At 62.7% G+C, this 17,104-nt stretch carries 18 protein-coding genes and 1 riboswitch; of the genes, 12 read left to right on the top strand and 6 right to left on the bottom strand.

Annotated features, from left to right (window positions below; translation table 11 throughout):
* Window positions 1-198 precede the first annotated feature (198 nt).
* Entirely contained in the window at window positions 199-1,740 is a 1,542-nt protein-coding gene (locus M1E02_RS06725) for an RNB domain-containing ribonuclease (protein WP_479377324.1), read from the bottom strand.
* Window positions 1,741-1,781: 41 nt separating this feature from the next.
* Between M1E02_RS06725 and M1E02_RS06730 the strand changes: the two genes are divergently transcribed.
* Window positions 1,782-2,501 carry a ferritin-like fold-containing protein gene (locus tag M1E02_RS06730; RefSeq protein ID WP_479377325.1) on the top strand — a complete coding sequence of 240 codons (720 nt, stop codon included), beginning with the start codon at window positions 1,782-1,784 and terminating at the stop codon, window positions 2,499-2,501.
* A gap of 51 nt (window positions 2,502-2,552) precedes the next feature.
* Here M1E02_RS06730 and thiE read toward each other — a convergent pair whose 3' ends face one another.
* Entirely contained in the window at window positions 2,553-3,239 is a 687-nt protein-coding gene (gene thiE / locus M1E02_RS06735) for a thiamine phosphate synthase (protein ID WP_479377326.1), read from the bottom strand.
* A 26-nt stretch (window positions 3,240-3,265) separates the two neighbouring features.
* Window positions 3,266-3,385, top strand: a riboswitch (TPP riboswitch).
* 33 nt (window positions 3,386-3,418) lie between these two features.
* On the opposite strand from thiE, the gene thiO reads away from it, so the two are divergent.
* The 4 genes from thiO (at window position 3,419) to M1E02_RS06755 (ending at window position 6,592) form a co-directional block, all read left to right on the top strand.
* Entirely contained in the window at window positions 3,419-4,723 is a 1,305-nt protein-coding gene (gene thiO / locus M1E02_RS06740) for a glycine oxidase ThiO (RefSeq protein ID WP_479378085.1), read from the top strand.
* A gap of 8 nt (window positions 4,724-4,731) precedes the next feature.
* A complete protein-coding gene (thiS, locus tag M1E02_RS06745; RefSeq protein ID WP_479377327.1) occupies window positions 4,732-4,968 on the top strand; it encodes a sulfur carrier protein ThiS in 237 nt (78 codons plus the stop codon).
* Window positions 4,969-5,011: 43 nt separating this feature from the next.
* Window positions 5,012-5,821 (top strand): thiazole synthase, encoded by an 810-nt coding sequence (locus M1E02_RS06750; protein ID WP_479378086.1) that lies wholly within the window; start codon window positions 5,012-5,014, stop codon window positions 5,819-5,821.
* Between the two features lie 90 nt (window positions 5,822-5,911).
* Window positions 5,912-6,592 (top strand): 4a-hydroxytetrahydrobiopterin dehydratase, encoded by a 681-nt coding sequence (locus tag M1E02_RS06755; protein ID WP_479377328.1) that lies wholly within the window; start codon window positions 5,912-5,914, stop codon window positions 6,590-6,592.
* A gap of 68 nt (window positions 6,593-6,660) precedes the next feature.
* On the opposite strand, the gene M1E02_RS06760 is transcribed toward M1E02_RS06755, so the two are convergent.
* The 3 genes from M1E02_RS06760 to M1E02_RS06770 are packed head-to-tail and all read right to left on the bottom strand — an operon-like array spanning window position 6,661 to window position 7,985.
* Window positions 6,661-6,963 carry a hypothetical protein gene (locus tag M1E02_RS06760; protein ID WP_479377329.1) on the bottom strand — a complete coding sequence of 101 codons (303 nt, stop codon included), beginning with the start codon at window positions 6,961-6,963 and terminating at the stop codon, window positions 6,661-6,663.
* A gap of 18 nt (window positions 6,964-6,981) precedes the next feature.
* Window positions 6,982-7,206 (bottom strand): DUF3107 domain-containing protein, encoded by a 225-nt coding sequence (locus tag M1E02_RS06765; protein WP_247042468.1) that lies wholly within the window; start codon window positions 7,204-7,206, stop codon window positions 6,982-6,984.
* 59 nt (window positions 7,207-7,265) lie between these two features.
* A complete protein-coding gene (locus M1E02_RS06770; protein WP_479377330.1) occupies window positions 7,266-7,985 on the bottom strand; it encodes a TetR/AcrR family transcriptional regulator in 720 nt (239 codons plus the stop codon).
* A gap of 41 nt (window positions 7,986-8,026) precedes the next feature.
* On the opposite strand from M1E02_RS06770, the gene moeB reads away from it, so the two are divergent.
* The gene (gene moeB / locus M1E02_RS06775; protein ID WP_479377331.1) at window positions 8,027-9,217 is read left to right on the top strand and encodes a molybdopterin-synthase adenylyltransferase MoeB; all 1,191 of its coding nucleotides are present in this window, start codon (window positions 8,027-8,029) and stop codon (window positions 9,215-9,217) included.
* Here moeB and M1E02_RS06780 read toward each other — a convergent pair.
* A complete protein-coding gene (locus M1E02_RS06780) occupies window positions 9,214-10,614 on the bottom strand; it encodes a glutamyl-tRNA reductase (protein ID WP_479377332.1) in 1,401 nt (466 codons plus the stop codon). The two genes, moeB and M1E02_RS06780, sit on opposite strands and share 4 nt — an antisense overlap.
* A 158-nt stretch (window positions 10,615-10,772) precedes the next feature.
* Between M1E02_RS06780 and hemE the strand changes: the two genes are divergently transcribed.
* The 6 genes from hemE (at window position 10,773) to hemC (ending at window position 17,093) form a co-directional block, all read left to right on the top strand.
* A complete protein-coding gene (gene hemE, locus M1E02_RS06785) occupies window positions 10,773-11,903 on the top strand; it encodes a uroporphyrinogen decarboxylase (RefSeq protein WP_479377333.1) in 1,131 nt (376 codons plus the stop codon).
* Window positions 11,904-11,964: 61 nt separating this feature from the next.
* Window positions 11,965-13,347, top strand: a complete 1,383-nt coding sequence (hemG, locus tag M1E02_RS06790; RefSeq protein WP_479378087.1) for a protoporphyrinogen oxidase — start codon at window positions 11,965-11,967, stop codon at window positions 13,345-13,347.
* 103 nt (window positions 13,348-13,450) lie between these two features.
* Window positions 13,451-14,062 (top strand): hypothetical protein, encoded by a 612-nt coding sequence (locus tag M1E02_RS06795; RefSeq protein WP_479377334.1) that lies wholly within the window; start codon window positions 13,451-13,453, stop codon window positions 14,060-14,062.
* Window positions 14,063-14,161: 99 nt separating this feature from the next.
* Entirely contained in the window at window positions 14,162-14,863 is a 702-nt protein-coding gene (gene hemQ, locus M1E02_RS06800; RefSeq protein WP_479377335.1) for a hydrogen peroxide-dependent heme synthase, read from the top strand.
* Window positions 14,860-16,098, top strand: a complete 1,239-nt coding sequence (locus M1E02_RS06805) for a ferrochelatase (RefSeq protein WP_479377336.1) — start codon at window positions 14,860-14,862, stop codon at window positions 16,096-16,098. The genes hemQ and M1E02_RS06805 overlap by 4 nt, the downstream gene beginning before the upstream one ends.
* On the top strand, window positions 16,095-17,093 hold the full coding sequence (gene hemC, locus M1E02_RS06810) for a hydroxymethylbilane synthase (RefSeq protein WP_479377337.1): 999 nt from the start codon (window positions 16,095-16,097) through the stop codon (window positions 17,091-17,093). The genes M1E02_RS06805 and hemC overlap by 4 nt, the downstream gene beginning before the upstream one ends.
* Window positions 17,094-17,104 lie beyond the last annotated feature (11 nt).

The raw sequence follows: 17,104 nt of genomic DNA on the forward strand, positions 1-17,104 counted from the left end.
GGCGCGCTAGCAAATCCAGTGGAAGCCGATCGCGGGCTATCTATGCTGGCACTGGTGACCAACGGGTGTGTCTCAAGATCGCGTAGGGGCGGGCTTGTTGATTCGTTAAAGGTTAGGAAATCAACGACCGGGCATCCATTACTACACACTCAGTCTAGCTGTTGACGCGAAAAGCACCGGACGCGACCCGATTTGGGGTCATTCCACGAGCTCCAGCAGGACCTCCGGGGCGGAGATGTCGCAGGTCACCAGCCGGACCCGGACGTTGGTGCCCGGTTCCAGTTCGCCCGTACATCTGGCCGTGACCGCCGGTTCCGCGATCTGCACGATTCCCGAAGGCCCGGACCCGTTCAGGCCGCCATTGCCATTGTTTCCGTTGCCGTTTCCGTTGCCGTTTCCGTTTCCGTTGCCGTTACTTCCGCCGTTTCCGCCATTACCGTTGAGTTTGCCTTGCCTCGATCCGGAGATAACCACGGCCTCGAATTCCTGGCCGATGTGGTTGACCATGAGGGCGGCTTCGACAGTGTTCAGGGCCAGCCGTTCCATCCGGCCTGCGAGTTGGTCTGAAGCTGCCATGATGGCCGGTAGCGAGGGAAGGGCTTCCCGTGCCCAGCGGGGGACGTCAGTGCCGTTGCTCAGCGCGTCGCAGATGACCAGGACAAAGCGGTCCACGAGTCTGCGCAGCGGGGCAGTGGTGTGCGCATAACTGGCACCAATGGCGGACTGAATGGCGTTCTCCGGAACCGTTCCATCAAATGGCGTGTAGTTCGCGCCCCGGAACAACATCCCGGCTGAGTGCAGGATGGCCAATTGCTTCGGATCACGGGGATCCAGGGTGCGCAGGTATTCCCCGTAGCTGAATTGACCGTCCCAGGGCTTGCCCAAAGCCTGCGTTTGAGTCCGGAAATTATCGAGTGACCGCTCGTCGGGCGCGGGCATGGTCCGGAGAATCCCCACCTTGCCTGCCAGCATGAGTTTCGCCGCTGCCATGCCTGTCATCAGGGAAATCTGGGCGTTCCAGTCCTCCACCGGAAGCTGCGGTGTTGCGATAATCCGGTAGCCGCCGTCGGGAAGCTGTTGGATTTCCTGTTCGGGCATGTTCAGGCTTGCACCCTCTCTGCCCCGCTCCAGTTCGACCCGCTTGATGCCCACTTCCTTGAGGAGTTGCAACAAGACGGGCGCGGTGCCGGCATCAAGTTGTGCCTGGGCCTGCCTGTAGCTGAGCTTCGCCCGGCTCCGGACCGTTGCCCGACGCACCACTACGTTCAATACTTCGGCCGCCTGATCGAGTTCGAATTCCCAGACGAAGGCCGAGCAAAGCTGCCCCTCCAGCAGGCTGCCGGCCTGCTCGCTGATTACTTCGGGATGCAAGGGGATCCGGCCATCTGGCGCGTAGAACGTCTGGCCGCGCCGACGGGTTTCTGCGTCCAGGGGACCGCCCGGTTCCACAAAGGACGGGACGTCGGCTATGGCGTAATAGACCTTGTAACCGTCGCCGGCCCTGTCGATAAAAACAGCCTGGTCAAGGTCGGTGGAGGACGCCGGATCAATGGTGATGAACTCGATAGCCGTCAGATCCAGGTCCGGAAGGCGGTGGCCGGCCACTGCCTTTTCAGCTTCTTTGAGGGCCTCGTCCGGGAAGGCTCCGGGCAGCTCCAGACGCGTGCGCAGAGCACTGAGCGCCTCGGCCAGCTGGTTGCTCTGAGCGTGAACACTGGGAGCAAGACGATGATGTGACACGAAAATCAGGTTAGCCCGATTTGCGCCATTAGTCTTGGACCATGAGCACTTCCCCCACAGACAACGCTCGCCGGGACCGCTTTCTGACGGATCTCCTCGGAGTCATGGCCTACGGGGAGCTTTCCGCTTTTGAGCGATACTCTGCGGACGCGCGCTACTCACCGACCCTTCACGACCGTGCCGTTTTGGGCAGGATTGCGGTGCTGGAATTCCAGCACTTCGAACTGGTCAGTGCAAGGCTTGCCGGAATGGGAGTTGACGCCGAGGAAGCCATGCTGCCATTCCAGCCTGCCATTGACCATTTCCATGACCGTACGCGCCCGGCTGACTGGTACGAATCCCTGATGAAGGCGTACGTGATCGACACTGTTTCGGCAGACTTCTACCGAGCCGTGGCCGAGTACGTGGAGCCTGAAAGCAGGCAGCTGATACAGCAGGTCCAGTCAACGGAAGACGTCACCGAAATCCTGCGTACACGGCTCAAAAAAGCGTTGTCCGATGATCCCAGATTGGCCTCCAGGCTGGCATTGTGGGGCAGGCGGTTGCTGGGGGAGGCCCTCACCCAGGCGCAGCGGGTGGGGTTCGAACGCGCATTCCTCTCAGGCCTTATGGTCAGCCCGGGCAATGAGGCACGAGATGCGGGCTCCCCAGCGGCCGCGGGCCAGGACGACACCGAGGCCAAACATATGGTTACTGCCTTGATAAAGGAGCTCGCGGCGAACCATTCCCGGCGCATGACCCAACTTGGCCTGACAGGCTAGCAATCAGCTTTCGGACGATCCTACGAGCCGGACAATCGCATATCAGCCGGGTCAGGCCCCGGCGTCGAGCACTTGCAGGATAGCTTTGGCAGCGGCCGCAGGATCATCGGCCTCCGTGATGGCCCGGACCACCACTACACGCGAGGCGCCGGCTGCTACCACCTGCTCCACGTTGGTGAGGTCGATGCCGCCGATGGCGAACCAAGGCAGGAGTATGCCGTCAACAGTCATTTGGTCTGCCGCGCGGATCGCGTCTGCTGCATAACTGACCAGCTCAAGCCCGACGGCTGCCCGTCCGGGTTTAGTGGGAGTGGACCAAACCGGCCCTACACAGAAGTAGTCCAGGCCGGTTCGCCCCGGTGAAGCGGCGATGGCGGCATCGATTTGCCCTGGCGTGTGAGTGGAAAGGCCGATCACTGTTTCACTGCCGACGAACGTCCTTGCCGAATGCAGCGGAAGGTCCTTCTGGCCAAGGTGCAACACCGGGGCGCCGGACAAGGACGCGATGTCGGCCCTGTCATTGACCGCCCAAAGCCGTCCGTGCCGATGCGCCGCCGCCTGGAGTACTTCCAGCAGTTCCAGTTCCTCCGCAGCTTCCAGCTGCTTGTCCCGCAACTGGATGATGTCGACGCCGCCTGCATAGGCGGCGTCGATAAAGTCCTCAAAATCCCCCCGACCCCGGCGGGAGTCGGTGCAGAGGTACAAGCGGGCGGTGGTGTGGACGGCAGGCTCGGTCATGGCACCAGCCTAGTTCCTCTAAACTGGGGGAGTACCGCGGGAGCCCGCCGCAGCTGTCACAAACTGCCGGGCTGAGAGGGCTTCAGAGCCGACCGCTTGACCTGATCCGGTTAGTACCGGCGTAGGGAAGGAATCCAGTGCTCTCCCACCCAGCACTCTCTCCGTCTTCCAGCGGCTCTATGAGTGTCCCCGCCCCCGGCTCAGATATCAGCGTCGATGTCGCAGTCATTGGTGGCGGAGTGGTTGGCCACGCCATTGCGTGGGAAGCGGCAAAAAGCGGGCGATCCGTGGTGCTGGTTGACGATGCCCCCGGTACCGGTGCAAGCTGGGCTGCCGCCGGGATGCTTGCCCCGGTCAGCGAACTGCACTATCAGGAAGAAGACCTGCTGGAACTCATGCTTGAGGCCTCGTCCCTCTGGCCGGAATTCGCAGCCGGGCTTGCCCCTGACCTTGATCAGGCAAATGGGGCAACTGAAACGGCTAAAGCGGACGCAGGCACCGGATACCTCACCCCTCCCACGCTGACCATCGGCGTTGACCCTGCAGACCGCCGTGCGCTGGACGATCTCAGGCGGGTGCAGGCGGCGAACGGGCTCACCGTTGAACCGCTGACAGTCCGGGAAGCCCGCTCCATTGAGCCGTTGCTCAGTCCCGGGGTCTCCTGTGCCTACCGCATTGCCGCTGACCATCAGGTTGACCCTCGAAGGCTCCTGGCCCGGATCGCTGCAGCTCTTGCCGATCCCGAGCGGGCCGGAGGAACCTGCAAAATGATCCCGGCAAGGGCCTCCGGCCTGCGATGGGACGGCGGCCGCGCAGCCGGCGTCGTACTGGCCGACGGAAGAGCCATCAATGCAGGCGAAACTGTCCTGGCCAACGGCTTAGGGGCCGGGAGCCTGGAAGGCCTTCCGCCGGACCTTAGTCTTTCCTTGCGGCCTGTGTACGGGGATATCATCCGGCTCCGGGTGCCGGCTCACCTGCGTCCGCTGCTGAACTCCACGGTCCGTGGCCTGGTTCATGGTGTGCCGGTGTACATCGTTCCCCGGGATGACGGGACCGTAGTGATCGGAGCTACGCAGCGGGAGGTAGCCCTGGAAGAAGGCGCAGCAGAAGCAGCGGTCTCCGCTGGAGGTATTTACCAGTTGTTGCGGGACGCGCAGGCACTTGTACCGGCAGTGGCCGAACTCGAGCTGCTGGAATGCACCGCCCGGGGGCGCCCGGGAACTCCTGACAACGCCCCGCTGCTCGGAAGGGTGCAGGACCGAACAGGCGACTCCGGCATTCTGGGCCTCATTGTTGCAACAGGATTCTTCCGCCACGGCATACTGCTGGCTCCTGCAGCCGCGTCGATCTGCCTGCAGCTGATGGAGGGCCGGTCCGATCCCCGCTGGTCAGCGTTCCACCCTGGACGATTCTCCCCACGCTTCTCCACCGGCCACGTCCCTGGCCACCCCGATCCGGCAACAGCCGCTACCTCTCTGCAGTAAGGAACAGCATGAATATCACCCTGAACGGTGCGGCGCGTGCCATTGATGACGGCGGCTCGGTGACCACACTGGTCTCCCTCGTAACAGGCAAGAGTCTTGGCCCTGACGGCCAGGCAGCCGACGGACAGAAACTTGGCGTTGCGGTTGCCCGCAATTCCGAAGTGGTTCCCCGGAGCCGGTGGTCACTGACGGCGCTCGCTGACGGCGACGACGTCGAACTGGTCACTGCGGTACAGGGAGGCTAGGCACGTGCACCAGGACCCTACTCCAACAGGAAATGCAGGAAAGATGATGCTGACCAACACATCCAGTCCGGCCGACCAGGCGACTGACGGGCTGACCATCGACGGCGTCACGTTCGATTCACGGCTCATCATGGGGACCGGTGGTGCTCCAAGCCTTGACGGGCTCGGCGCCGCTTTGCTGGCCTCGGGAACGGAACTGACCACCGTGGCAATGCGGCGGTACTCGCCGGCCCAGACGGGTTCCCTCTTCCAGCTCCTCGTGGACCACAACATCCGGGTGCTGCCCAACACAGCCGGCTGCTTCACGGCCCGGGACGCTGTCATGACGGCCGAACTTGCCCGCGAGGCCCTTGAGACGGACTGGGTCAAACTTGAAGTCATAGCCGATGAACACACCCTGCTGCCCGACGCAGTGGAACTGGTCGAAGCGACCGAGCAGCTGGTGAATCGGGGGTTCAAAGTGTTTGCCTACACCAATGACGACCCCGTGCTGGCACTGCGCCTAGAGAACCTCGGCGCCGTCGCAGTCATGCCTTTGGGCTCGCCCATCGGAACGGGCCTGGGAATTCTGAATCCTCACAACATAGAACTGATTGTTTCCAGAGCCTCCGTCCCCGTAGTGCTGGACGCCGGAATCGGCACCGCGTCCGATGCCGCCCTGGCCATGGAGCTGGGCTGTGACGCCGTGCTTTTGGCTACTGCAGTCACGCGGGCCCAGAACCCGGTCCAGATGGGTGAGGCCTTCAAACACGCGGTCATCGCCGGTAGGCTGGCGAAAACCGCCGGCCGGATTCCGCGCCGTGAGCACGCCTTGGCCTCATCGGCTATGGAAGGCCGGGCCGAGTTCCTTTAGCCCGTTCTTCCGGGTCCGGCCTCTTGGCACAGCTTTCCGGGACGGCCGACGGCGGACCTGTCCGCCCGCTATCAGTTCCAGGAGCGCGTGATGCCTGAACCAGTCGTACCCGAAAAGACGGTCCCACTGACCCGGCCGCAGATTGACGAAGACCTTGCCGGGCTACCGGACTGGCGTTACCGCCTGGGAGGCCTAGTGACGGTTTACAAACTGCCCACCGCCGCCAAAGCGCTGGACCTCATCGCCGCCGTCGGACGTTTGGCAGAGGCACAGAACCATCACCCTGACCTCGACTGGCGGTTCAACAGGGTCTTCATCCGCTTTACGTCCCATGACGTGGGGTCGGAAGTCACCAGGCGGGACATTATCGCCGCAAAGGCAGTGAGCTCAGAGGCGGAAACGGCCGGCGCAACCGCTGAACCAGGGCTGTACAGAACGGTCGAAGTGGCCATAGACACAGCCGATCCAGCCGAAATCACAGAGGTATGGCGGATCGCCCTCGGCTACAAAAAGGGCCGCTACGGGGATTTGGTGGACCCCTATGGAAGGGGGCCGAGCCTTTGGTTCCAGAAGACGTCCACGCCAAGCCCTAACCGGATTCATCTGGATATTCACCGGAGCAAAGAGGAATCAGCTCCAGCGCTTGAGAAGACCGCGGGCACTGGCGCCCTGATGGACTACGGCCACGCCCCTCATTGGGTTGTTGTGACTGACAGCCAAGGAAACAGGCTTTGCCTGTGCACCGAAGAGGGCCACGAGCCGGACCTCTGATGGTTGGCTGCAGCCCTCCCCGGTGAGGGCATGAGCCCTCTGAGCCGGTTCCGTTAGAGTCTGTTCCCTTAGAGCCTCAATGCGGCGGTCAGCCGTGCTGTGTCGTACCGGGCCCGGACCTTCCCAAGGTAGATGGCAGCGGCCAGGGCGGCCGCCGTCCCTAGAACCATCGGAAGGATCCACGGAATCCAGGTCAGGCCCGGCTGGTAACCGAACCCGGCGGTCATAAACAGGATCCAGCTCAAAAGCCCCACCGCTGTAGCTACTCCCGCCGGCATCAGAATGCCGTATTTGGCATGCCTGCGGTCATTCGCCCAGATGATGAAGCCTGCAGCTACTGTCACGAAAGAGACGATGACGAGAGAAAGCATGGTGGAACTCCTGCCAGGTTAGAGTGCGCCGAAACCGACCCTGCGGACTTCTTCCGCTCCGATTTCTACATAGCCAAGGGTATTGGAGGGAATTATCACCAAACGGCCTTTGTCGTCCTTCAGCCTCAGCTCAGTGCCTTTGGAAATGGCTTCTGCAACAACCTTGGCGACCTCGTCAGCATCCTGAGCCGATTCCAGCACAATTTCCCGGCCGATGTTCTGAATGCCGATCTTTACTTCCACAGCGAGGCCTCCCAGCCAATCAAAGTTAAAAAATTCCGAAGACAGTTTCTATTTGTAGTCTAGGTCTCTTTGGGGAAGCGACTGATTCCGCGCCAAGCTAAACGGTAAATCAGGTCGCTGGCAACATCGAGGTCCAGGTTGCCGTCAGTTTCAAGCCAATACCGTGCACTTACCTGGGCCATTCCGGCGAGTGCCCGGCCCAGCAGCTGTGCTTCCAGCGGCGGAAGTTTTGTGTCCTCGGCTATGACATGGGCCACGGCGTCCGCGAAGGTCTTGTTGAACGTTTCCAGCCTGGAACTGACGTCCGGATCGTTAATGAGGTCAGATTCGAAAACCAGGCGGTGGGCCTGGTCATCATTCGCAATAAAGCGGAAGTAGGCGCGCATCACTGCCTGCACACGCTCGTCATTGTCCGTGGTGGAGTTCAGGGCACCGAGCAACAGTTCTGTCAGTGCGGTCAAGTGGCTGTCCAGCAGTGCGAGGTACAGCTCGCGCTTGGAGGGGAAGTGCTGGTAGAGCACCGGCTTGCTGACGCGGGCCGTCTCTGCGATCTCGTCCATGGCAGCCCCATGGTAGCCGTTGGCAACAAAGACCTCCTGGGCTGCGGACAGCAACTGGACCCTGCGTTCATCACGGGGTAGCCGCGCCGAACGGGGACCGGAAGTGCGCGCCTGCCCGCCATCGGGCTTTCCGTCCTGTGCCCGGCCGACCGGTGCATGATGAGCCACTGTTGGCCTTCCTTCCCTTGCAGTTACCTCTACTTTACGCGGGGGTAACATGACCTGACGGCATCTTCGGCATACATTGAAGTATGGCTTCCATGATCTCCACAACAGCTGCCCCTACGGCCATCGGACCATTGGTGGAACCGGCAGATGGGCTGAGTCCCCAAGAGGTGGAACGGTACTCCCGGCATCTCATCATTCCTGAGATCGGGACAATGGGCCAACGGCGCCTCAAAAACGCCAAGGTGCTGGTGATCGGTGCCGGCGGACTGGGTTCACCTGCCCTGCTGTATCTGGCCGCTGCCGGAGTGGGGACGCTGGGCATCGTTGACGATGACGTTGTTGATCTCAGCAATCTTCAGCGCCAGGTCATCCATGGCGTGGCAGACGTCGGCAGGCCAAAGATTGAATCGGCCAGGGACGCGGTGGCCGCCCTGAATCCGCTGGTTGATGTCAAGCTCTATGATGTCAGGCTGGATGCCTCCAACGCCCTGGAACTTTTCGCGGACTACGACCTCATCCTGGATGGTGCCGATAACTTCGCCACGCGTTACCTCGTCAATGACGCTGCCGCCATCCTTGGCAAGCCCTACGTCTGGGGTTCCATCTTCAGGTTTGACGGCCAAGTCAGCGTCTTCTGGGAAAAACATGGCCCTACCTACCGCGATCTCTATCCGGAGGCACCGCCTGCCGGATCTGTTCCCTCCTGCGGGGAAGGGGGAGTGTTCGGCATGCTGTGTGCTGCTGTGGGCTCCCTGATGGTGACCGAGGCAGTCAAGCTCATTACCGGCGTCGGACGTTCCCTGCTGGGGCGCGTGGCCCTCTTCGACGCACTGGGCGGAAGCTGGCGGGAGATCAAGGTCTCCAAGGATCCCGCGGCTGAGCCCATCACCGGGCTTACTGACTATGAGGCCTTCTGCGGCATCCTCCCGGCATCCTCCATTGCGAATGAGAACACCATCACGGCGAAGCAGTTGGCCACCATGCTGGCCGCCCGCAAGGCCGGCCTCAAAGAGTTCGACCTCGTGGACGTCCGCGAATCCGGGGAGCACGACATCGTCAGCATCGATGGATCAGTACTTATCCCGCAGGGCAGGATCCTGGCCGGTGAGGCCTGGGCCGAACTGCCCCAGGACCGGGAAATCGTGTTCCATTGCAAGGCCGGAAGCCGCTCGGCCACTGTTCTGGCCGCAGCAAAGAAGGCGGGGTATGAACGGGTCAGCCATCTCGACGGCGGTATTCTCGCCTGGGTGAAGGACGTGGAGCCGGGAAAGCCCGTCTACTAGGCGGACTCGCGCCTGTCCTCGATGGAGATCTGGGTGTGATCCACCGGGCACTCTGCCTCGGCATCGTAGCCTTGCATGGAGGCCTGCGCTGAGGTGTGCCCAGGAGTGTTTCCAGGGGCCTGGACTGGTGCCGGTGCAGCTGGCTGTTCCACACTGATGCCGTAAAGGGCCTCAAGGGCGGCGACGTACTCGTCCTGTTGGCCATTGGCAGCGAGTTCGCGGGCCCGGACCGTGGGAACGTGGAGTAACTGCTTGACCATGCGGCGGAGGGCAAACTCCACCTCTTCGGCGGCTGCGGTACAGCCGTGGCGCGCGCGTACCTTTTCCATCTCGGCGTCGAGGACGTTCATGGTGTGGCGGCGCAGTGCAACGATGGCTGAATCGACCGAACGGGCTTCGCGTTCCTGTTCGAACGCCGTGGCTGCTGCCGTGACGATGGTGCTGGCCTGTGACAGGGATTCAGCCTGCTCCTGCGGGGCGGCGAGCCGAACGGATTCAAGCGTCAGCAGCTCCACGCCGTCAAGCTCTCCCACTGCAGGGTCAAAATCATGGGTCAGGGCGAGGTCGATCGCAATCAGCGGCTGCGGAGAGTCAGCCCGGACACGCGCCAGCTCCCCGGCTTCCACCCGGGTGTCTGATCCGCTGCAGCCGATCATGACGTCCGCTGCGGCGACGGCCACCGGAAGGGAGTCCTCGTCCAGTGCCACACCGCCCCGGGTTGCGACGAAACCGGCGGCACGGCCTGAGGAGGAAAAGACGGAAACATCTGTGCAGCCGCGCTCACGCAAGAGGGACATAGTGGCCCCGGCGTAGGCGCCAGTTCCGAAGATGACAGCCTTCTTATTTGCCCAATCCGCGTTTTCGGAAAGATCAGCGGCCAGGTCGAGGGCAACGGAAACGATGGATAGCCCCCGTGACCCGAGCGCGGTCTGGGCACCCACGTCCTTGGCGGTTTTGGACGCGGCCTGGAACAAGCGGACCAGCCCTGAGCTTGCGGTTCCCTCATGCTGCGCCTGGATGAGGGCACGGCGGACCTGGCCGGCAATTTCGCGTTCACCCACGACGGCGGAATCCAGTCCGGAACTGACGGCAAAGAGGTGTTTGGTCACTTCGGTACCGGTACGGGTGCTGAATGACCTGGACACCAGTTGCTCACTGAGGCCACTGCTTCCGCTGATCTGTGCCACCAGGGCAGCCCGGGCGGCCTCAACATCATCGGCGTGGACAGCTTCGCCGTAGATCTCGAAGCGGTTGCAGGTGGCAAGGACTATCGCACCCGTGACTTCCGGCGATCCGGAGAGTGCGGATGTAGCGAGCTCTGAAGCGCCGGTGCTCAACTGAGCAACGGTTTCGAGGTCGATGTCGGCGTGTGTAGCCACCAATGAAAAAAGAACCACAGCAGCACAATCATAGCTTTTTCGTGCCCGTGTAGAACAACTCAATGAAGTGGAGTGCAGCACCGCCCCTTGTGATCCCCGCCACCATGTAAGGCCGGTGCCAACAGATGACAGGCTGTCGTTATCTTTTGGGGCGGAATTTGGGCACAATCGAAGGCATGATCTCTAGCGCTGCAACTTCAGACGGCACGGCATCCAACGGTACGGTGGGCGACACCCCGCGCGGCAGCCTCGACGCAGGCCATCCCCTGATGGACGGGCGTACTGCGGACTCACCCCTGATTACTGCCTACCGGGGCGGGAAGCCGTCCCGCCGCCCCGTGTGGTTCATGCGCCAGGCCGGGCGCTCCCTGCCCGAATACCTGAAGGTCCGCGAGGGCGTCGCCATGCTCGAGTCCTGCCTGCGGCCCGAGCTCGCCTCTGAAATCACCCTGCAGCCGGTGCGGCGTCACGACGTTGATGCGGCCATCTTCTTCTCGGACATCGTCATTCCCCTCAAGCTCGCCGGCGTTGGCGTGGATATTGTCCCGGGGGTTGGCCCGGTCCTGGACAAACCGGTCCGGACGGCTGAGGATGTAGCGGCGCTGCCCAAGCTGACGTGGGAAGCGCTGGAGCCCATCAGGGAAGCTGTACGGCTTACAGTGGCGCAGTTGGGCAAGACACCCCTGATCGGATTCGCCGGTGCGCCTTTCACGTTGGCTGCCTACATGGTGGAAGGCAAGCCGTCCCGGGATCACCTGGGCCCGCGCACCATGATGCATGCTGACCCGGAAACGTGGCAGGCTCTGGCCAACTGGGCAGCTGACGCCTCAGGGCTGTTCCTGCGGGCGCAGCTGGAGGCAGGGGCTTCCGCCGGCCAGCTCTTCGATTCGTGGGCTGGTTCCCTGGGCCTCGCTGACTACCAGCGTTTTGTTGCCCCGGCGTCGGCCCGTGCCCTGGACCACGTGCGGCACCTGGGCACACCGCTTATCCACTTCGGCACAGGCACTTCCGAACTCCTGGTCGCCATGCGCGACGTCGGTGTGGACGTCGTCGGGGTGGACTACCGGCTGCCCCTGGACGAGGCCAACCGCCGCTTGGGCGGAACGGTGCCCTTGCAGGGCAACATCGACCCCGCGCTGCTCCCGGCTCCGTGGCCGGTGTTGGAAGCCCACGTCCGCGAAGTCATCGCTGCCGGTTCAGCAGCACCTGGCCACGTGCTGAATCTTGGACACGGTGTTCCGCCGGAAACCGATCCCGCTGTCCTGACCCGCGTCGTCGAACTTATTCATTCGATTTCCCCCGAATAAGGCCGTGGCAACAGCTCAGGAAATCCGTTCCAACCGAACAGCAGTGGTGGTAGGCGGTGGAATGTCGGGCCTCCTGGCCGCCCGCGAACTCGCCGGGGCGGGCTTCGATGTAACAGTGTTGGAAGCCAGTGATTCATGGGGCGGTTGCGTGGGCAGCCATGTTGTTGCGGGGCTGAAACTGGACAGCGGAGCGGAGTCCTTTGCAACCCGCTCCTCGGCGGTGGCAGGCCTGGCAGCAGAACTGGGCCTGGCCGGAAACATCGTTGCGCCCGATCCCTCGGGAGCATGGGTGCAGTTGCCCGATGGTCCCCGCGAACTTCCAAAAACGGGGATCCTCGGGATTCCGGCGTCCCCTTGGGACCCGGAGGTCCGCAGGTCTCTAGGCTTGCTGGGTGCCCTCCGCGCATCCATGGACAAGTGGCTGCCTGCCTCATTGGGGACCTCGAAGGACGTGGCCAGCGTCTCCTCCCTGGTGCGGGCAAGGATGGGCCGAAGGGTACTGCAACGGCTGGTGGAGCCCATAGTGGGAGGCGTCCACTCCGCCGATCCCGGATTGCTTGACGTCGACGTTGTAGCCCCCGGGCTCCGCGAAGGTGTCCGCAAACACGGCTCGCTGGCAGTCGCCGTGGCCGCCCAGCGCAGGTCAGGCGCTGCGAAGGCCGGGGCGAAAGCGGGATCTGCCGTGGCAGGGCTCCGCGACGGAATGCATACCCTGGTGACCGCTCTTATCCAGGATCTTCGGGGCAGGGGAGTGCATCTGCAAGCCGGCGTCCGTGCTGAAGCCGTGACACGCACTTCCACGGGATGGCTCGTCTCCGGGACGGGGCACGCCCTTGAATGCGAAGTGCTCGTGGTTGCCCTTGACGGGCCGTCGGCAGTGTCACTACTGGAAGCAGGTCTTCCTGCTTTGGCAAGCCACAGGCCTGAGAAAGGGCCGGACATCCGGCTGGTGACACTGGTGCTTGATTTTCCCGAACTGGACAGCAAACCCAGGGGCACCGGCGTCCTGGTGGCACCGCAGACACCCGGAATTGAGGCCAAGGCCCTCACGCATGCAACCGCAAAATGGGAGTGGCTGGCAGCCAAGGCCGGACCGGGGACGCATGTGCTCAGGTTGTCCTACGGACGCAGCGGGGATGCCGTCGGGGATTCCGGAACGGATCAGCAGCTGTTGAACGCAGCCCTCACTGATGCTTCCGCCCTGCTGGATGTGCACCTCCGCGAAACGGACGTTGTGGGCTGGGACGTAGTGCGGTGGCCAGGCTCCCTGCCATTCGCTTCTGTGGGCCATAAGCAGCGCGTTGACGCCATCAGGTCCATCTGCGCCGAAACCGGGAACCTCGCCATTGTTGGTGGCTGGCTTTCAGGCAACGGCCTTGCCGCGGTTGTTGCAGATACTCCCAGGCAGGTCCGGGCCCTGGTGTTGGAGCAAGGGGTGCCCTGAAGCAGGGGATCCCCGCTCGTGGGCAGAATTTCCGTCGTCGCCCGCCATCATCGGACGACTGCAAATTCCCATAGTCCGGCTTCAGTCGCTAGGGTCGTTATTTATGGTTACTCAGAGGTCCATCATTTTCAGGACGCTGACTGGTTTCCATGGGGGTCTTCGACGCGGTACGGCAGCAGCCTCGCTTGGAGCGGTTCTGGTCTTCGTCGCAGGCACACCTGCTTCCAATGCGGTGGTCGCTGTTCCAGCGGCCCAGTCTTCATCTTCTGCTCCGATGCAGTCGCCCACGGTGACGACTGATTCTTCGGATACGCAGCTTCCGGCCGACGCCAAGGGCACTCCCGCGCCGCCAGCACAGGAGCCGAAGCGTGGGAAACCCGTGCCGGAACCGGCTGTATCCCCAACAGCGGAGCCTGCCCCTCCGGCCGCTGAAACTGTTCGTCCTGACCCGGATGGTGTTGCATCAGATTCTGGTGTCGCTGGGGAGCCCATGTACTCCCCGCCGCCGGCAGCAACTGATTCTGTCTACGGCCAGGCGCCTCTGAACCGTCCATACGGAGAGGTCCAGGCCCAAGGCAGCACCAGTGAGAAGCCGGCCCTGAGGCAGGTGGCCAACGTTGACCACGAAGCTTCACGACTGCTTTGGTGGGGCATTGCGTTGGTTCTTTTATCCGGCGTTTCGGCTGTCATTTATTACAGGTTACGCAGGGCATAAAAGCGCAAAAAGTGCCCAGTTTGTGATTTGCACCACTTCTACGCACTGTAGAAGTCACTGGTTTCGACTTAGGCGCCAGCAGGGGGCAGACTTGTACCCATGAGCCACACTTCTGCCGAATCTGTCACCAAAACCGAAGAATCAACAGAGCAGTTTTTCACCCTCTGGACGGTATTCAAGCGCTCTGAGGACGTCCTTCGCAGCGGCGATGCTGCCGCCGACTTCGAAGCTCTTGTTACACGACTTGGTGAAGACGGTGTGACGCTGCGCGGCAGCTACGATGTGTCGGCCATGCGTGCAGAGGCCGACGTTATGGTGTGGCTCCACGGATCCAGTCCTGAAGCACTCCAGCAGGGCGTGCGGTCCATCCGTCGCAGCAAGCTCTTCGCCGGTACGGAAATCGCCTGGTCGGCTATGGGTGTGCACCGGGAAGCCGAATTCGCCAAGAACCACACCCCTGCGTTCTCCCGCGGTGTGGAGCCTGCTGAATGGCTCTGCGTCTACCCGTTCGTCCGTTCCTACGAGTGGTACCTGCTCCCTGAGGCCGAGCGCGGCAAGATGCTGCGGGACCACGGAATGCTCGGACGCGAATTTCCCCAGGTCATCTCCAACACTGTCTCCTCCTTCGCCCTCGGCGACTGGGAATGGATTCTGGGCCTCGAGGCTCCCGAGCTCGTTGACCTCGTTGACCTTATGCGCCACTTGCGCGCCACTGAAGCACGCAACCACGTCCGCGAGGAAATCCCCTTCTACACAGGCCGGCGGATTTCTCCTGCAGAGATTGCCGAGGTCCTTTCGTGAGCCCACTTGATCCCCAGGATGAGCTGACGGCCGTGAACGTTGTTACCGAAGCGGGCCGGATGGATCCTAAAGAGTACGACGGCGTACTGCTCGCCTCGTTCGGTGGCCCTGAAGGGCAGGACGACGTGATCCCGTTCCTTCGCAATGTCACTCGCGGACGCGGAATTCCCGACGAGCGGCTCGAAGAAGTGTCACATCACTACCGGGCCAACGGCGGGATCAGCCCCATCAACCAGCAAAACCGCGAGCTGAAGGCTGCTTTGGAGGCTGAACTGGCCGCCCGCGGTATGAGCCTTCCGGTGATCTGGGGGAACAGGAACTGGGATCCGTACATTCCGGAGACTCTGCAAAATGCGTACGACGCCGGCCACCGCCGGCTCCTGATGGTCACCACCAGCGCCTACTCGTCTTACTCGAGTTGCCGCCAGTACCGCGAGGACATTGGCATGGCCCTGACGGAGTCGGGCCTGGACGGCAAGCTTGAAGTGGACAAGGTCCGTCAGTATTTTGACCACCCGGGATTTGTTGAGCCTTTTATCGAAGGAACAGCCGCCGGGCTCGCAGATGTACAGGCAAGGCTGGCTGCTGCCGGAACCCCTGACGGCCCAGTCCATATCCTGTTCGCCACGCACTCCATCCCCACCCGCGACGCCGAGGCCGCCGGCCGCTCGGCGGACGAGCCGCGTCACTTTGCCGAAGACTCCGCATATGTGGCGCAGCATCTGGCGACGGGTGCAGAAGTGATGCGCCGGGTGGAATCACAGAGTGGACAAACGGCACCCTGGTCGCTCGTCTATCAGTCCCGCTCAGGCGCTCCCCATGTTCCTTGGCTGGAGCCGGACATCAACGACGCCATCGAAGAATTGGCCGAAAAGGGCATCAAAGGCATTGTGATCGTGCCTCTGGGCTTCGTCAGTGACCACATGGAGGTTGTCTGGGACCTGGACACGGAAGCGTTGGAAACATGCTCCAATCTCGGAATAACAGCCACGCGGGTTCCGACGCCGGGTACCCACACAAAGTTCGTCAAGGGCCTCGTTGACCTGATCTGTGAGCGAACTGCAAGCGACAACATCAAGGACCGTCCCGCGCTGACCCAGCTGGGCCCCTGGTATGACGTCTGCCGTCCCGGCTGTTGCGCCAACTTCCGCGGCGAGAAGCCGACCATCGCGGGAGCCGACACCACAGTGGGAACCGGACACGATCCTTACCCTTCCGAGCGGGTAGCTCCATGACCGTACGGATCGGAACAAGGGCGAGCAAACTGGCTCTCACCCAGACGCAGCAGACAGCAGACCAGCTGGCCGCCGTCGGGGGATTTACCGTTGAACTCGTGCACATCAAGACCGAGGGCGACGTCCTGACGGGCTCCCTGTCCCAGATGGGTGGAACCGGTGTCTTTGTAGCCGCCTTGCGTGATGCTCTCCTCCGCGATGTCTGCGATGTGGCTGTGCACTCCCTCAAGGACCTGCCCACCGGAGGCACTCCCGGACTGGCTCTCGCTGCCACTCCCAAGCGCGTGGACGTCCGGGATGTCCTGTGCGCCCGTGACGGCCTCAAACTGGCAGATCTGCCCACGGGGGCCAGCGTCGGGACAGGCTCACCGCGTCGCGCCGCCCAACTTCGCGCCGCCCGGCCCGATCTTCAGATCGTGGACATCCGCGGCAACGTCGATACTCGATTGGGTCGTGTCCCCGGCTTGCCGGGAAACACTAGTGACGCCGTCGTCAGTGGGAAGTCCTGCGATCTCGACGCCGTCGTCCTCGCCGCTGCGGGCCTGGAAAGAATCGGCAGGCTGGACGCGGTAAGTGAGTTCCTCGAAACGGACGTTATGATTCCCGCAGCAGGGCAGGGGGCGCTGGCCATTGAATGCCGTATCGCCGACGCTCCAGCAAGGCCAGGCTCCAGCGATGGATCACGAGGCGTGCTGGCCCAGTCACTCGCGGCACTCGAGGACGCCGACACTCGCCTGGCGGTGACAGCCGAACGTGCCTTGCTCGCCCGGCTGGAAGCTGGTTGTGCTGCTCCGGTGGGAGCCTACGCCTACCGCAAGGGGAGCATGCTGTACCTCGAAGCTGTGGTGTGCGCCGTGGACGGCACGGCAACGGTACGGGATCAGCGGGCCTCCGATGGACTTACCGAAGTAGGAGCCACGCTCCTGGGGATCGAACTCGCCGAAGTCCTGCTGGGGCGCGGTGCAGCCGACATCGCCGATCTGGCTGCTTCCTGAGCCGGACGGCA

The organism is Arthrobacter sp. Z5-13 (genome assembly GCF_056499105.1).

Excerpts from the sequence above, each read along its gene's own strand:
- M1E02_RS06730 (WP_479377325.1), top strand. The coding sequence starts at position 1,782 with ATGAGCACTTCCCCCACAGACAACGCTCGCCGGGACCGCTTTCTGACG.
- thiE (WP_479377326.1), bottom strand. The coding sequence starts at position 3,239 with ATGACCGAGCCTGCCGTCCACACCACCGCCCGCTTGTACCTCTGCACC.
- thiO (WP_479378085.1), top strand. The coding sequence starts at position 3,419 with ATGAGTGTCCCCGCCCCCGGCTCAGATATCAGCGTCGATGTCGCAGTC.
- thiS (WP_479377327.1), top strand. The coding sequence starts at position 4,732 with ATGAATATCACCCTGAACGGTGCGGCGCGTGCCATTGATGACGGCGGC.
- M1E02_RS06750 (WP_479378086.1), top strand. The coding sequence starts at position 5,012 with ATGATGCTGACCAACACATCCAGTCCGGCCGACCAGGCGACTGACGGG.
- M1E02_RS06755 (WP_479377328.1), top strand. The coding sequence starts at position 5,912 with ATGCCTGAACCAGTCGTACCCGAAAAGACGGTCCCACTGACCCGGCCG.
- M1E02_RS06760 (WP_479377329.1), bottom strand. The coding sequence starts at position 6,963 with ATGCTTTCTCTCGTCATCGTCTCTTTCGTGACAGTAGCTGCAGGCTTC.
- M1E02_RS06770 (WP_479377330.1), bottom strand. The coding sequence starts at position 7,985 with ATGTTACCCCCGCGTAAAGTAGAGGTAACTGCAAGGGAAGGAAGGCCA.
- moeB (WP_479377331.1), top strand. The coding sequence starts at position 8,027 with ATGATCTCCACAACAGCTGCCCCTACGGCCATCGGACCATTGGTGGAA.
- hemE (WP_479377333.1), top strand. The coding sequence starts at position 10,773 with ATGATCTCTAGCGCTGCAACTTCAGACGGCACGGCATCCAACGGTACG.
- hemG (WP_479378087.1), top strand. The coding sequence starts at position 11,965 with ATGTCGGGCCTCCTGGCCGCCCGCGAACTCGCCGGGGCGGGCTTCGAT.
- M1E02_RS06795 (WP_479377334.1), top strand. The coding sequence starts at position 13,451 with ATGGTTACTCAGAGGTCCATCATTTTCAGGACGCTGACTGGTTTCCAT.
- hemQ (WP_479377335.1), top strand. The coding sequence starts at position 14,162 with ATGAGCCACACTTCTGCCGAATCTGTCACCAAAACCGAAGAATCAACA.
- hemC (WP_479377337.1), top strand. The coding sequence starts at position 16,095 with ATGACCGTACGGATCGGAACAAGGGCGAGCAAACTGGCTCTCACCCAG.